Origin of the sequence: Leptospira kirschneri serovar Cynopteri str. 3522 CT (genome assembly GCF_000243695.2) — a bacterium.
Lineage (GTDB): Bacteria > Spirochaetota > Leptospiria > Leptospirales > Leptospiraceae > Leptospira > Leptospira kirschneri.
On the sequence record NZ_AHMN02000007.1, the window covers coordinates 325,001 to 339,575 of the forward strand.

The following is a 14,575-nucleotide window of genomic DNA, read 5'->3' on the forward strand; positions in this document are numbered from 1 at the left end:
ATCGATAAAGGTGTCATCGACGTTTGTTATGAGTATTTTCCGGAAATCGCAAACGCGATGAAAGATCCTAGAGTAAAACACGCCTATGAAGATGGAGCCAAATACGTAAAAGATTATCAGAACTATTTCGATTGTATCATGGTGGATTCTTCTGATCCGGTTGGTCCTGCAGAAGTTCTTTTTAAAAGACCGTTCTATGAAACCATGGCCAACTGTTTAAAGGAAGGCGGAATCTGTACGACTCAAGGAGAAAGTTTTTACTATCACGGATCGATTATTCGCGAACTATTCAACTTTATTCCAGAGATTTTCAAACATTGTGGTTACTATTACACAGTAGTTCCGACCTATCCCTCTGGAATCATTGGATTTACTTACTGTTCCAAAGGGCCTGATCCGTACACGGTGACTCCCGATCGCCAAAGAGTTCCGCAAGGATTGAAATATTATTCTACAGAAATACACAAAGCGGCGTTTGTACTTCCACAGTTTGCGCAAAAACATATCGTTCGAAAATAAAATTTTTGTATCTGGGGGGAGGGAAAATGAATTTCCAAAGTAAATTCCTAACCCGAAGTCAAGCTTTAAGGTCTCTTCTTTGTGTTGGACTGGATCCTGACTTTGACAAACTTCCTGAAATTGTTAAACGAAGTCCGGAACCACTGTTACAGTTTTGTAGAGAAATTATAGACGCAACCGCTTCTTACGCGGTCGCGTATAAACCGAATATAGCGTTTTTTGAAATGTTTGGCTCTTCCGGAATCAGACAATTTGAAAAAGTGATCGGACATCTCAAAAGTAATTATCCTCAGATTCCGATCGTAGCCGACGTCAAACGGGGAGATCTGGATAATACAGCCAAACAATACGCGAAATATTATTTTGGAGATTTACAGGTGGATAGCCTGACACTTTCTCCTTATATGGGTTTGGATTCGATTCGTCCTTTTTTAGAATATCAAGATTATCTTATATTCTGGCTTTGTTTAACCTCCAATCCGGACTCGGCTCAGTTTCAAAAGAAAAAATTTTCCGAAACGGGACGAACTCTTTACGAAGAGGTCGTTTATGTAGCTAACTCGGTTTCCACATCAAATTTAGGGTTTGTTGTAGGCGCAACCAGTCCTTCCGAATTGCAAACACTTCGAAAACAAAACCCGGATCGAATTTTTTTAATACCTGGTTTTGGCGCTCAGGGTGCAAAACTGGAGAATCTTTTGCCGGTTTGTGGACGTAATTCGTTGATTAATTCTTCGAGAGGAATTCATTTTGCATCCAACGGATCGGACTTTGCAGTACGTGCAGGCCAAGAAGCTGAGAAAATTCATAAAAAGATGCAGACTCAACTCGCCAATCTTTCCTAATTTGGAAACCGTTTCTTCAAGATCGGTCTTTCCATCACATTCAATAATTTTACAATTCCGCCCGAAAGAGTTGGATTTCATTCGATCGATGATATGATACATTGAATCCTGCGGCTAGGTTGGAATGATAAGAACTTCTTCTTTTCGAAGACGATCGATTCTTTTTCTTTTATCGTTCGCTCTTTGTTTTATTATTATATATCAGAATGGACCTCTCGTTGCGGAAGATTCAAGGGAGAATCCAAGTTGTTCTCCGGCGGATCGCGGGAATCTTGTTTTGAACCTGCATCTGTTTTGTAAATGGAGGAAGATCGAAATTCTTACTGCAAATTTGAACAAGGACAAGATTCGAATTTTAGGAATCGAAAAAGAATCGAAGCGTTCCACAACCGTTAAGATCGAAATCTCCGAGAAAGAATTCGGAAGAATCTTTTCCGGTTCTATGGAGTATCGACTTGTCGAGCGTTCTTCCGGTCCGGGGTTGTATTGTCAGTCGTATGTAAAAACGTATCGAATTCCGAAACGGTATCGGCGCTGTGTTCGTACGATCGAGATCCCTGATCCTCAACTGGAATAAGTCGATCGTGTTTTTCCGATTCAACGATCATAGAATATCGTGAGAAGAAATCGTTTGCGATCACGATCTCTTTCGATTTAACCGAAGGGTTCTTTTTAAAATAAAGACAAACTCGCAGTCGATTCCTCTTTTTTGGGAGGCTCGGTTGTTTCATCTCCGCCGCCGAAATGAAAACCGATTCCAATCATCCCTGAATAATCGTTGTAATGCAACCTTAGGTCTTGGTTGTAAACGTGAGTTCGACATAACAAATGCGAAAGCGTTTATTATTCGCCACAATTTTCTTACGTCGAACTCATGTTAAAATACCACTTAGTTATCGAAAATACATTCAAGAAATACGAACCTCAAATAGAATGACGAAAGTCAAGTTTGTTTGATTTTGTAAAAACGGGTCTTGATGATCAAAACAAATCTTTCTTAATTTATGAACCATAACCAATCAAAACGTAGTTACACAACGGGTTACCATATTGCCGGATTTATCATTTGCTAGGACGGCTCCAGTTGAAAACAAAATACCAATTGCGAAACTTTTATTACTATCATATGTAGTAGAAGTCCAATATAAACCATTGGCTGTAAGTGGAAAAAAAGCTGAATCAATAGCGGGTAACATAAAAATAGCATTACTATAATCTACAATACTTAAAAGTTCGTTTATGTTTGGTAATCTCCAGACCCTTCCCGGCCCCGCTAAAACTTTACCATTACAATTACCACGTGCAGTATTCCAATCCATAGAAGTTGGCGGAGTCAAACCACATCCTGCCCCCTGCCCTTCCGTGCATTGAGACCAAAGAAGTCCAGTATTTAGATCTCGAATGGTCCCGTCCGCTTGATCTACAAAAGAAGGCGCAGGCATCGTGTTTCCGGAAACACAACGCAAATAGATAGAGGTTGCTTGTGATATACTAGAAATTCTTACATCCATAGGTGGTGTAACTGCAAAGTCTATTGTCCAATTATTTCCTGCTACCTTAGCATCTATTGTACTAGTCATGTAAGACCTTCCGGTAAATGTCCTAGAAGGAAAAAAAGCATTCTCAATATGAGGATTGTTTGTATAGTGAACGATAGAAGCAAGTTCTCTTACCGTAGGAAGTCTCCAATTAGTTCTGCCAGCATATCCTTCTCCACTGTTGAGAGTATTCAATTCGGTACAACTTCCAGGAAGTCCTCCATTTGTGTCTGCCCAGTTCATTGAAATTGGAATACTACCAGAACAGTCTGAACCAGTCTGGCCTTGCGCACATGCCTTCCAAGTAAGTCCATGCAGAGGATCGAATATAGTATAATCGGAAGTAAATTTACAGTGTTGGGTTGGTCCTATAAAATTACGAGCATTTGGAACATTATTAAAATCTCCATCAGCTCCGGGTAACCACAGTGAACAAGTTTGAACGGTCCCAGCTCCATTCCAGCAAAGTGTCTGGCCAGTATCAAAGATTGAGCCTGGATTAAAAGGACCAGCGGGTGCGGGGCATTGGGAATTATTGTTATTAGAGTTGTTTTCCTGATTCTCAGTAGAATCTACATTTTGTAAATACTGCAATACAAAATAGGGTGGATCAAGATCGGCCGGTGACTTTATGCAGAAACTAAAAAAAAGTAAGGCTATAAAAATAAAATACTTATACATAACTTTGTTTGGTTTGCCTATTTATTAAAGCTCAAAGAGTTCGAAAAATAGGACTCATTTTATAACGTAACCTATTTTTTTGTTCATTTGGTTTTAATTAGAGGTATTCTAGAATGAATATTTTCTTTTTGGGTTTATATGATACGAAATTTAAAATTCAAAATTTCCAGATTATATTTTGGCTCAAATTTCTTTCGGTTTGCAATAAACGGATTTTTGAAAGTTAGAAGGGTATTGTAATCAAACATTTTAAAGTATTCTTTATGATATGTCTCAAAACTTAATTTTAATATAAGTTTGTATAATAGAGTTGTTGAAAAATTAATTCTCCATCTGTTTCTATTTTATGCAAATCGGCAATTGAAGCAGTTTTGTTAATCGCCACTATGGAATTTTTCAACAACTCTAATCAATATCAAAGCAATTATGTTGTGTCTTACAGAACGGTCTAAAAGTTATAATTGTTTTGCTTGAGTTCAGGAAAAAATATTGAATCTTTAACTCGTCCAGATTTTTTTACATCAAACTCACATTAAATTACGAAATATTTAACTGTCAGGAAAAGGGAATAACTGTTTTGGAGTTCGAAGAAAATATTGGGAGAATTTTTTCTGAACTAATTTCCATGTACGGAGGGATTGGTCTTGCGTTCGTTTCTTTTGCGGCGGCCACAATTCTTCCGTTCAGTTCTGAAGCCGCTTTGGTTCTTGCACTTATTTCAGGGCTTTCTACTTATGAGGCCATTGTTTGGGCTTCATTTGGAAATTGTACCGCTTGTATCGTGAATTATTTTCTAGGTTATAGTTCAGAAACTTTTGTTCATAAAAAGCTAGAATCCTCGCCAACATTTCTAAATTTGTATCAAAAGATAAAAACTTTTGGTTGGCCAGTCTTATTGTTATCTTTTTTACCCATCATAGGTGATCCTATCACCATTCTTTCCGGTTTTTTTAAGCAAAAATTATGGTTATTTGTAAGTATTGTATTTACTTTACGGATTGTTCGTTATGTTCTTTTAGCATTTGTTTTGAATAGATCATAAAAGTCTGAACTTGGTGTAAGAAATCTGTTTCTTAAAAATTTATTTTACAGTCAAAAAATAAAAAAGAATATGGAGTTCTTACAAATCGTGATTTTACAAAAATTTTTTGTGATTATTCTAAATTCACGTTGTTTTAAACCGACTTGTGTATGTATGGTTTTATGAATTTTTGATCCGTAAATGAAGAATTATTTTTCCTGTATGTGCTTGCAGCTTTGATCTTATATACTATGTGATTCGTTTTATTAATTATTAATCTCTATATAATAGAACCTTAAATTTTGAAACGAACAGTTATTTAGCGTTCTATTATATAATTCTAAGTAAGAGGCGAACCTTTGAATTTTAAATTTTTAAAAAAGAATTTTCGGATCCTAAAAGTTTTTTCTCCAAAAAATATAATAGAAGTTCTTAAAAAAGAACTGAAGTCCGGAATTACTCCAGAAAAAATTTCATTGAGTATCGTTGTCGGTGCGGGAATGGGTGTGTTCCCTTTAATCGGTACGACTATGGCTCTTTGTGGAATTTTAGGTGTGTTGTTTCGGCTCAATCCGGTTGCGATTCAGTTGGCAAATTATCTCGTTTATCCTTTACAAATTATTTTGATTTTTCCGTTTTTAAAAACAGGTTCTATCGTTACCTCTACTCCTTTGGATTTAAGTTGGGCGGAACGTATTTCCTCGGACAACGTTTCCGTAGTTGCCAAAGGAATATTTGATGTCGCCGCCTTTGCCGTGTTAGGTTGGTTAATTTGGGTTCCAATCATTTCTATCGTTTTTTATTTTCTTCTTTTGCCGTTTTTGAAAAGGATGAGTAAATTATTTCATTCTAAAAAAGATCAAGGGGCTTCTGGCGGATAAATTTTTTATTAAATTTTAGTATTTGTTGAAGTCTCGATTTATGCAGAAATTTGATTTGAAGGTTGCGGTTTTAGATGAATTTATATTTTTAAATATATTATATTAACGTGAGTTTGGTTTGAAAAATTGCTCAAAACTACAAACAAAGTATCCAATTCAATAGTCTACATTTCAATCATATGAAATTTTGTGTAAAAAATTCGAACCAATCCGGCTGCCTGTGAAGCCAGATTTACCCCGGTTTTCTTACGCCCTGCTCACGTTAATTTAACTATATCGAATAGACGTTGTTTAAGTTTGAAGTTTTGGATTTTCCTTGTGGCGGTTTTTATCTCTTTCCGTGTTTTTATTTAAAGTGGCGCGTAACGCGTCTTCTAAAGAAATCCCCATCTGATTGGCAAGACAAATCAATACAAATAAAATGTCCCCCATTTCCTTAGAAATTTCTTCTGGATCTTCCCCTTTTTTAAAAGATTGATCTCCATATTTTCTGGCAATTAGCCTTGAAAATTCTCCCACTTCTTCCATGAGAATTGCAAGATTGGTGAGTTCTGAAAAATACCGAACTCCAAATTCCGAAATCCATTGATCTATTTTTTTTTGAGCCTGATTGAAAGTGAGTTCGTTTTCGTTCATTTTTATATATCCAGTCGATCCACTAAGATTTCAGTCGGTTCTAAGTAACATCCCCCGCTCAAATGATGAGGATCTATGTATTTCCTACATTTTACTTGGGCGCGAAACTCATTCATATCGAGAGGAACTACATTCTTAAATTCTAATGTTCGTCTGCGAATGTTTTCCCAAGTAGGATAAAACTCTGCAGATTTTACTCTACTTTCCAAACCCTCATACAATAAGGGGGACCAAAGGATCACTTTGATTCCGTTTTTTTCCGCGGTCTCTAAAAATTGAAACAGAAATTTTTTCTGAATTAGAGATAAACTGATATAACGATAGGTTTCGTTGTAGTATTTTATCGCTTCTTCTTCTAATTTTTCCGGAGGAGTATTGGTCAATAATACGTTCGGAATTCCTCCGTTGAACTTATCCGATTCCGTCATAAGAAGATTTCGGACCGCAAGAATCGTTTCTTTGGAACTAGGGTCCTTGATTCTTCCCATCGCTTCTTTAAATCTAGGTGGGAACACAGTGGTTCTAAAAACCTTGGATCTTAAAAACGTATCCCAGTCGTTTGTGGAAAACCAATTCGCATAACGTAGAAAATACGGAAGATCATAAGAATAACGTAATGGATAACGGTTGCAGAAATCCGTCATTGAATCCGGATAAAATTCTAAAATTGCGTAATCCGGTTTGATTCCGGAGGAAAGTATTTTTTCCAGGTTGTAGTTGTGATACGAAAAAGGCGCGGAAGGCGCAGAAAAATTATACACGATTAAATCCGATCTTTTTTTACGCATCACATCGAGCGAAAATTCCCCCATGTGTGAAGTTCCAAAAAAGATCAACGTTTTTTGATCTTTTTTAGAGACGGACTTTTCTTTGATTAAAGCGGAAAGCACTCTATCTTTCATTTCATAAAAGTAATATTCCGCTCCCGCTTCGGTATAAGGGCGAATTAACTGAGAGGATAAAAGACGATCCAAAAAAATCGCAAAAATAAAAAATAAGATAGGAACCGTTAATAGTTTTTTACGAAACAAAGGAATTAGGTTTGATCGTTTTAGGATATTCATCATTCCTCCTTAAAACTGAAAATAGATAAAGTCCTGACTTTTACCCGCGTAATTGGAAAGAAGTAGAACTAATAAAATTAGAAAAATGGAAATTAGAATTTTTCGATATTTAAAATAAAACCGAGACCACTTTTCGAAATATTCTAATGTATGAAGTAGAATTCCCCCAATTAAAAACGGAATTAACAGAGAACTTTTTAATATTGATTTTGTAGGTTCGGAAATCCACTGAAACCCGTAATAAAGAACGTGCCAGGCATCCGAAACAGATTGAGAGCGAAAAAAAACGGCTCCTATCATAAAAATTGAATATACGAAAAAAGCGCGTACGAGCCACCATATAAATCCTTTTTCGGGTAATTTTGGAACGCCGATCTTTTCCATCAATCGATCAATTACCAACCAGAAACCGTGCCAAAATCCCCACACCACATAAGTCCAGCTGGCCCCGTGCCAAAAGCCGCCTAACGTGAACGTAATGATTAAATTCAAATAAACTCTAGGTTCTGAAGTTCTGGAACCGCCTAACGGAATATAAATATAATCTCTAAGCCAAGTTGCGAGTGTTATGTGCCATCTTCTCCATAGATCCTGAACGTTTTGTCCGAAAAAAGGCGCGCGAAAATTTACTGGAATATTAAAACCTAAAAGAAAAGCACAACCTCTGGCTATATCCGTATAACCGCTAAAATCGCAATAAACTTGCCAGGTAAATCCTTGTGCCGCCCAAAAAAGAGAATTGCCGTCATACTCGGAAGGATTTCTATATACTGGATCTATCAAAGCGGCGATATTATCCGCGACTAAAATTTTTTTTGCAACTCCAAGCCCTAAAAGATATAAACCGGCATAAACATAAGAAGGTTTGATTTTTACTTTATCCAAGATTGGAAAAAAATCTTGGTGCCTCATGATCGGACCGGCCACCAACTGTGGAAAAAATAAAATAAAAAGTACAAATCGAAAAAAACCACAATTTTCGATAATCTTTCCGCGATAAACATCCACTACAAACGCGATAATTTGGAACGTATAAAAACTGATTGCAAGCGGTAGAATAATTTGAAAGCCGAAGGTTTTTTGGTCTAAAAATTTCCAGCTGGTCCAAGTATAAAAGTTATCTGTAAAAAAATAAAAATATTTAAATATTCCCAGATTGATCAGATCTAAAATTACGATCGTTCTTAGAACGAACAGACTTTTCTTTTTAAATAGACTTTGAATTGCTAAATAATTAATATAAAGAATTCCTAATAAATGAAAAAGAAAAGGAATGCTCCAGGTAGCGTAAAAAATTAAGGATGCGATTACAATCACCCATTCCCTGTAGCTTTTCCCGTTGTAACTCCAATAAATAATATAAACACAAAGAAAGAATAGAAGAAATAAAGTGGAAGTAAAGATCATTTGGTTTCCTTTTCCAGAATTGCTTTCAAATCTTTTGCAAATGCGAGCGTTAGTTTTTTCATTCCTATCGAATTGAGATGAATCAGATCGTAATAGTAATTCCCGTTATCCGGACCGTCCAACATATCCTGATAATCAAGTAACGGAACCGGATTAGAAGGATGGATTCTTTTTAGTTCTCTTTTCCAAACTTCGTTTCTTTCCGTAAGTCTCCATTTTTGTATGAGTTGACTATAAGGTGCGACTACTCCGATTATTTGTATGTCTTGACCGTTTTCTTTTCCGATTTTTCTGATTTCGTCGTGTAAAATCTTAAGACGATCGAAGTACTGTTTTGTGACTTCGTCTTCTTTTGCATGTGTAACTATATGATTTGCGATAATGCAGGTATCAAAGATCGCCTTTTTATGAAATCGATCCGAACCTTTTGGAATCGGTAGACCGTTAGCAGGATCTGTCTTTTCGATACAGTTAGAAATGTCTTGAATAGGATACATGCTGATTCTTTCTAGATAAGAATTCTCATAGTCCCAAGGATTCAGATTTTCTATTTTAAAACGTTTCCCTATATCTTTGATCCTTTTAGAAGGACTTAAAATCAGATCTTGAATGTCTCTCCTATAAGCGATGGACTTCAAAGTAATGTAGATAAGATCGTTCACATTCACTTGATAACCGAAATCATAAATTCTGGAATACACTTCCAGACGATTGAATTCGGAAATCATCGCAAGAGTAGGTAGATTTAGAATTTTTTGACCAACCCAAGGAGTTGTCACTTCAAATACGTGAACTACCGTTTTTACGTTTTTAAAATGAGGAAGAGTTTTTAAAACGGCCAGATCTTGTACGATCAACTCGGTTCCTGGAATTGCAATGGACTGAACTTTTTTTCTTAAAGAAGAAAGTTCCTGATTCAAAATAGGAATGGACAAACCTTGATATGCGACCGATGTTCCTACGACCAAAACGTCTGGATCAAATTCTTTTTGTTTTTCAAGAACGTGATCCGTAATTCTAGAAACGTTAGCCGCGTATGAATTCTTTTTTAAAAAAGGTTTATAACAACCGAACTGCATTACGGTTTCGAGCCCAACTAGGATCAAAACCGGAATCCAAAACTTGGAATCTTTGATAAACGCAATATATTCTTTCATATTGGATTTTTATCCTAAAACGCAAAGTAAAGAAAACTCTGACTTTCTGTAATTCCGAAAATCAAAAGCATAAATACGTTTGCCAGAAAGAAAAGTATGAATTTCCATCTACTTTGAACGATTCTTTCTATATTATTTTTTGCGAATAGATAAGATGCTATAAAACAAATCAATAATAGAATCCCATATGTATAATTAGAATATCCTTTGATTCTTACAAATCCATTCGGTCCTAAAAAGAGTAGAGACTTCATCATAGGAATCGCCTTTTCCATTGTCTCCGCTCTAAACATGATAAATCCAAACGTTAGGCAAAACATCGTAAAAATTCTAGCACAAATATCGTATACGATGCCTCCTTTCTCGTTTAAAAAGGTGGCAATTCTTGTTTTAGAATATTCTCTATGTGCAAGAATCATAATTCCCTGCCAGAGTCCCCAACTGATAAAATGATACGCGGCTCCGTGCCAAACTCCCGCAAAAAACCAAGTGATAAATATGTTTCTATACGTGAAGAGTGCACTTCCTCTAGATCCACCGAGAGGAATGAAAATATAATCCCGAATCCAAGTAGAAAATGATATATGCCAACGAGACCAGTGATCCGTTATGTTTCTTGCGACCATTGGAAAATTGAAATTAGGATCAAACTTATATCCAAAAAGACGAGCCACACCGATGGCGATGTCGGTATAACCTGCAAAGTCAAAATAGATCTGCCAACCAAACGCAAGCGCCCCTGTCCAAATTTCAATGGGATTGAGAGTTGTATAGTTTGCAAAAGTAGAATCTACCACTTTTGCTAGATTGTCTGCAAAAACAATCTTACGAGTAAATCCAATCAGAATCTGACAGAACGCGATTTGTATATCTTCTTTTTGAATTGGAAGAGGAAGTTCTAAATCTCGAAAGAACGTTTGCGCACGGACGATCGGTCCAGCTACCAGTTGAGGAAAAAAGGAAACATAAAGAGCAAAATCTAAAAAAGATCTTTTGGCTTTTATTTGTCCTCGATATACGTCAATCGTATAACTCAACGATTGAAACGTATAAAATGAAATTCCAACCGGAAGTACTATATCATAATATGCGAATTTAAATCCTGCCGTAGGAGTGAGATCGTTTACTACTCCTAAAAGAAAGTTCGTATATTTAAAGTAGGCGAGTAGTCCTAAATTGGTGATAAGAGATAACAAAAGCCAAAGTTTTCTTTTTTTAGCATCTACGGTATCTTGAATTTTGAGAGAAACGAAATAATCGATGACAATTGAATAGAGTAAAAGAAGGATGAATTCTTTTCTCCAAGACATATAAAAATAAAAACTTGCGCCTAAAAGAAAAATTCTTTGTATTTTTCCTTTTAATAGATGATTGAGAATGAGTACGATCGGAAAGAAAAATAGAAAATGAAGAGAGTTAAAAAGCATTTTCGTCTAAATCAAGCTTTGGAATATCTGAAGAGCAGTTTTTCAAAATAGAATATACTTACAACTTCAATTTACAGGCTTGGAGCTTTAGAATCCATATCAAAAATGTTGGTTTTTTCCGATTCAGCGGGATAAATTTTTTCTGGAAGAATCGATTCTAGTTTGAATTCAATTCCCTGTATATAACTTACAGTTTTTTTCTTAGAACGGGGGAATGTAGAAAAAGAGAAATTGATCAGAAATAAAAGAAGACACCAAACAAAGAGTATCGAATGATAAATCGCTCTAGTCCCAAATGCAAACGTCCGAAACTCGATGGATTTTAAAGTCAAACCTGCAAGAAGAATCATGCCTATCGAAGTCCCCACCCAAAATTCGAAGAAATAACCTTCCCACCATGTATAAAATAAAATGGAAGGTACAAGCCAAAACAAAAGTAGAATTGTCTCGATTGGAAACCGTTTCCAGATATTTTTAAAATTGAAAAAACACACACAAAGAATAAGAACCCAAAAGGTAAGATTTAGATTGTAAGGTAAGGACTCTCTTTGTTCCCAAGAATGTAGACGGACTCTCAACCCGTTTTTAACTCCTTCAAAATTGAGAAACGCATCTCCGATTCCTCGGTAAAAATTCATTACATAATTTTTTGCCTCTGGAGAATTTCCCCATTTGTCCTTAGTGGCATATAAAAAAAGCCAGTTCGCAAAATTTCTTTCGCTGTCCAAAGGAGAGGAAAGATTTCTATTCAATAAAATAAAACCAACGTAGAGATAAGAAAGAGTCAGAACTCCAATCAGTAAAAAACAGTATAAAAGCGTATAACGTAACTTTTGAGGAGGTTCGAAATTTTTTCCTTTCCAAGTTTGAGAAAATAAAATAGAAATCGGAACCAAAGGTAAAAATAAAATATCCGATTGGTGGAAATAAACTCCAAGAAGTTGAATCGTAAAAAGGGTGATTAAAGAAATCGGAGAATGTCCTTTTTTGGCAAAATAAACACAGAACAGATACAAAGCCGCGGTCAAACAGGAGTGAATCAGCGGAGTATCATTGTGTTGTGAATAGAACCAAAAACCTTGAGAAAAATGGACGGCTAAACCCAATATAATTGCGCCTAACGTGTCCGAATAAATTTTACGATACATATAAATAAAACAAAAAAGAAAAAGTAGTGCGGAAATTAAGATCCGTAGCCGAAGTCCGAACATCACGGAATCTTTTCCAAACCATTCTCTCCAAAGTTTGAGATATAAATAACCGCTACTTTCAAAACCTAAATGATGAGGGTTGTAGAAAATTCTCCATATAAGATCGGAGTTGATATTGTAGGCGTAAACGATTGCGTCCCAATCGTAATGTCTGGAAAGAAAACGAAGATCGAAAAGAAAAACGTAAAATAAAAATAAAATCAGAAAACCGAAAAAAATTTTATTTTGTAAGGTTCGTGTTATCATCAAACATCCATTAAACGTATATATAATAGATCGTTTGATTTCTTTTCAGTTTTTGGGATTAATTTTAAAAGTAATCTCATCGGATTTAAATTTTTGGACAAGTTGTAGTTTTCACTAAATTAAAAATTTATTTAATATAGATTGTCGATAGAAATTTCCGAATGACTCAATTCAAATAAATTCCCATATTCTAATATTCAAATAGTCCTCGGATCAGGTTTCCGTTTTGGCTCGGAAAAAAAAATGGAGAATAAAGTCCTGAAACTTTGCCTTCCGATTTTAGATCGGGAACAAAAATCACAATTCTTTCTAAACCTAAAAATCCTCTTAACAAACCGGTTTTATGTATAACTTGAATTCCGTTTTGTTTTCGATTCCACTGAAAGACATTCTTGTCGAAAAAGAACTTCCTTTCTAAAAAAAGTAAATCCCCTCTCAGAAATAAAGAAGTGAAACAAGTCCTACCGATAAAACGCGCCCAATCTAAGATAAAACCAAGTCCTATATAACCGAAAATGATAACGCCGACCGCCAGATACAATCTTGGATCCTGTAAGATCGGAAGATTTAAAACTTTCGGAATCAATAGAAAATCGGTAAATTTTTGAAGATAAAAAGCGGAAAGTTGCGCCGCAAAATAACAACCGTATAACACTCCAAAGACGACTAAAGTAATAAATATCGGAGGAATGGGATTGATCTTCAGACGAATCTGACTTCCCGTTTGATTTGAATTCAGGGATTCCCAGCCGGAGTAAATTTTTTTTTCATTCTGTTTCATGTTTCTAACGATGTAATTCCTTTCTATGTTTCCAGAGATCGATCAAACCTTCTTCGATTTTTTTTGCAGTCTGATCCCAAGTCCACTGAGACGCATCCCAAACGGAAGGTCTTTCTAATTTTTTATTAGGTAATTGTAATAAAGAAGAAATCCAAGAATCTACATTCAAAGGTTCCGCAAATAAATCCACGTCTCTTTCTAAAATCTCATGGAACACAGGAATATCGGAAGCGACGCAGATTTTTCCTTCCCTAAGGGCTTCTGTCAAAGGAAGTCCAAAACCTTCATGGGTCGAAGGAAATAAAAACGCAGAACATTTTTGATACAACCAAGCAAGAACTTCGTCTTCCGGATTCTCTACAAAAAAAATCCCTTCGGATTCTAGATCACCTTCTTTTAAAAGTTTTGTCAGACCCTCTGACTTCCAACCTAAACGACCGGCGATTACAAACGAAAAAGGGTAAGAAGGATTTTGTTCTTTTAGTTTTAGATAAGCGTCGATCAGAGTGTTTAGATTTTTTCTAGGTTCTAACGTTCCAATGGTAAATAAAAAATTTTCAGGAAGTTTTTGAAGCGGTTCTTGAAAGGTAGGAAAAGATTCTACTCCGGGATAAACTACTTTCAATTTTTGATTTAGGTTCGATTTAAATTTTAAAATATCCTGACGTGTGTTTTCGGAAAGACAGAATATAAGATCGGCGCGATTTAACGTTTTAGGAGAAAGAATTCTATGTTGCCAAAAGTTTGCGGTTGTCATCGTCTTAGGAGCGGCGCGAAAGTTGAGATCATGATAATTGACCGCGGTCAACGCGCCACCGCAGATTAGAGGGAGCAACTGAAGAGTTCCCCAAAAAATATCCAATCGATCTTTTCTGATTCTTCTTGGAACCGTGCAGTTAAGCCAAACGATCCCAGGAAATTTCCCAGTCATAAAAAATTTGGAATTTGAATTCGAAAGAATATCATAAAATACTGTATGAATCGGTTTATTGGAATAGAGGTAGTATTCCAAAGGAGAATCGTTTCGAATCAATCTTCTTAAAACTTCGGCAAGGTATCTGGAGTTCCCAGTAATTCCGTAGGCCAGAGGACGAACATCCACTCCTACCCTAGGTTTGTATTTAAGTTCATTGGTTTGAATCGGCATCGTAAATTGGTTAT

14 protein-coding genes (1 of these 14 only partly in view) are annotated in these 14,575 nt (G+C 35.9%); 5 read left to right on the forward strand and 9 right to left on the reverse strand.

Translation table 11 applies throughout. The features are described from left to right. The 3 genes from speE to LEP1GSC049_RS215940 all read left to right on the forward strand — a co-directional run. Positions 1 to 519: the 3' portion of a polyamine aminopropyltransferase gene (gene speE, locus LEP1GSC049_RS215950; RefSeq protein ID WP_016560695.1), read on the forward strand. Its footprint begins 324 nt before the window's first position; the window shows 519 of its 843 coding nt (coding positions 325–843); its start codon lies off the left edge, out of view; the stop codon is at positions 517 to 519. Positions 520 to 545: 26 nt separating this feature from the next. Beyond that, the gene (gene pyrF / locus LEP1GSC049_RS215945; protein ID WP_004750084.1) at positions 546 to 1,364 is read left to right on the forward strand and encodes an orotidine-5'-phosphate decarboxylase; all 819 of its coding nucleotides are present in this window, start codon (positions 546 to 548) and stop codon (positions 1,362 to 1,364) included. A gap of 124 nt (positions 1,365 to 1,488) precedes the next feature. Further along, a complete protein-coding gene (locus LEP1GSC049_RS215940) occupies positions 1,489 to 1,941 on the forward strand; it encodes a hypothetical protein (protein WP_004750094.1) in 453 nt (150 codons plus the stop codon). Positions 1,942 to 2,383: 442 nt separating this feature from the next. On the opposite strand, the gene LEP1GSC049_RS215935 is transcribed toward LEP1GSC049_RS215940, so the two are convergent. Beyond that, complete coding sequence (locus LEP1GSC049_RS215935; RefSeq protein WP_004759912.1) at positions 2,384 to 3,583, reverse strand: Lcl C-terminal domain-containing protein; 1,200 nt, start codon at positions 3,581 to 3,583, stop codon at positions 2,384 to 2,386. 577 nt (positions 3,584 to 4,160) lie between these two features. Between LEP1GSC049_RS215935 and LEP1GSC049_RS215930 the strand changes: the two genes are divergently transcribed. Beyond that, the gene (locus LEP1GSC049_RS215930; protein ID WP_004750184.1) at positions 4,161 to 4,625 is read left to right on the forward strand and encodes a YqaA family protein; all 465 of its coding nucleotides are present in this window, start codon (positions 4,161 to 4,163) and stop codon (positions 4,623 to 4,625) included. A 338-nt stretch (positions 4,626 to 4,963) separates the two neighbouring features. Continuing rightward, positions 4,964 to 5,485 (forward strand): DUF2062 domain-containing protein, encoded by a 522-nt coding sequence (locus tag LEP1GSC049_RS215925; RefSeq protein ID WP_004762779.1) that lies wholly within the window; start codon positions 4,964 to 4,966, stop codon positions 5,483 to 5,485. A 291-nt stretch (positions 5,486 to 5,776) separates the two neighbouring features. Here the strand turns inward: LEP1GSC049_RS215925 and LEP1GSC049_RS215920 are convergent, their stop codons facing one another. The 8 genes from LEP1GSC049_RS215920 to LEP1GSC049_RS215885 all read right to left on the reverse strand — a co-directional run bounded on the left by LEP1GSC049_RS215920 (position 5,777) and on the right by LEP1GSC049_RS215885 (position 14,561). Next, positions 5,777 to 6,121 (reverse strand): nucleotide pyrophosphohydrolase, encoded by a 345-nt coding sequence (locus LEP1GSC049_RS215920; protein ID WP_004762704.1) that lies wholly within the window; start codon positions 6,119 to 6,121, stop codon positions 5,777 to 5,779. Positions 6,122 to 6,123: 2 nt separating this feature from the next. Beyond that, on the reverse strand, positions 6,124 to 7,185 hold the full coding sequence (locus LEP1GSC049_RS215915; RefSeq protein ID WP_004762733.1) for a DUF1574 domain-containing protein: 1,062 nt from the start codon (positions 7,183 to 7,185) through the stop codon (positions 6,124 to 6,126). 9 nt (positions 7,186 to 7,194) lie between these two features. After that, positions 7,195 to 8,592, reverse strand: coding sequence for an MBOAT family O-acyltransferase (locus LEP1GSC049_RS215910; RefSeq protein ID WP_004759832.1), 1,398 nt, complete (start codon positions 8,590 to 8,592; stop codon positions 7,195 to 7,197). Continuing rightward, positions 8,589 to 9,749: an SGNH/GDSL hydrolase family protein gene (locus LEP1GSC049_RS215905; RefSeq protein ID WP_004750144.1), complete on the reverse strand. Its 1,161-nt coding sequence runs from the start codon at positions 9,747 to 9,749 to the stop codon at positions 8,589 to 8,591. The genes LEP1GSC049_RS215910 and LEP1GSC049_RS215905 overlap by 4 nt, the downstream gene beginning before the upstream one ends. Positions 9,750 to 9,763: 14 nt before the next feature. Then, positions 9,764 to 11,176 carry an MBOAT family O-acyltransferase gene (locus LEP1GSC049_RS215900; RefSeq protein WP_004750220.1) on the reverse strand — a complete coding sequence of 471 codons (1,413 nt, stop codon included), beginning with the start codon at positions 11,174 to 11,176 and terminating at the stop codon, positions 9,764 to 9,766. A gap of 71 nt (positions 11,177 to 11,247) precedes the next feature. Continuing rightward, complete coding sequence (locus LEP1GSC049_RS215895) at positions 11,248 to 12,633, reverse strand: hypothetical protein (RefSeq protein ID WP_004750226.1); 1,386 nt, start codon at positions 12,631 to 12,633, stop codon at positions 11,248 to 11,250. Positions 12,634 to 12,823: 190 nt separating this feature from the next. Continuing rightward, positions 12,824 to 13,414, reverse strand: a complete 591-nt coding sequence (locus LEP1GSC049_RS215890) for an LIC20162 family protein (protein ID WP_004750108.1) — start codon at positions 13,412 to 13,414, stop codon at positions 12,824 to 12,826. A 4-nt stretch (positions 13,415 to 13,418) separates the two neighbouring features. Next, positions 13,419 to 14,561, reverse strand: a complete 1,143-nt coding sequence (locus tag LEP1GSC049_RS215885) for a glycosyltransferase family 4 protein (RefSeq protein ID WP_004762709.1) — start codon at positions 14,559 to 14,561, stop codon at positions 13,419 to 13,421. Positions 14,562 to 14,575 lie beyond the last annotated feature (14 nt).

Bases quoted from the DNA above. Each gene is read 5' to 3' on its own strand.
- LEP1GSC049_RS215935 (WP_004759912.1), bottom strand. From the start codon at position 3,583: ATGTATAAGTATTTTATTTTTATAGCCTTACTTTTTTTTAGTTTCTGC.
- LEP1GSC049_RS215900 (WP_004750220.1), bottom strand. From the start codon at position 11,176: ATGCTTTTTAACTCTCTTCATTTTCTATTTTTCTTTCCGATCGTACTC.
- pyrF (WP_004750084.1), top strand. From the start codon at position 546: ATGAATTTCCAAAGTAAATTCCTAACCCGAAGTCAAGCTTTAAGGTCT.
- LEP1GSC049_RS215890 (WP_004750108.1), bottom strand. From the start codon at position 13,414: ATGAAACAGAATGAAAAAAAAATTTACTCCGGCTGGGAATCCCTGAAT.
- LEP1GSC049_RS215915 (WP_004762733.1), bottom strand. From the start codon at position 7,185: ATGAATATCCTAAAACGATCAAACCTAATTCCTTTGTTTCGTAAAAAA.
- LEP1GSC049_RS215940 (WP_004750094.1), top strand. From the start codon at position 1,489: ATGATAAGAACTTCTTCTTTTCGAAGACGATCGATTCTTTTTCTTTTA.
- LEP1GSC049_RS215885 (WP_004762709.1), bottom strand. From the start codon at position 14,561: ATGCCGATTCAAACCAATGAACTTAAATACAAACCTAGGGTAGGAGTG.
- LEP1GSC049_RS215895 (WP_004750226.1), bottom strand. From the start codon at position 12,633: ATGATAACACGAACCTTACAAAATAAAATTTTTTTCGGTTTTCTGATT.
- LEP1GSC049_RS215920 (WP_004762704.1), bottom strand. From the start codon at position 6,121: ATGAACGAAAACGAACTCACTTTCAATCAGGCTCAAAAAAAAATAGAT.
- LEP1GSC049_RS215910 (WP_004759832.1), bottom strand. From the start codon at position 8,592: ATGATCTTTACTTCCACTTTATTTCTTCTATTCTTTCTTTGTGTTTAT.
- LEP1GSC049_RS215905 (WP_004750144.1), bottom strand. From the start codon at position 9,749: ATGAAAGAATATATTGCGTTTATCAAAGATTCCAAGTTTTGGATTCCG.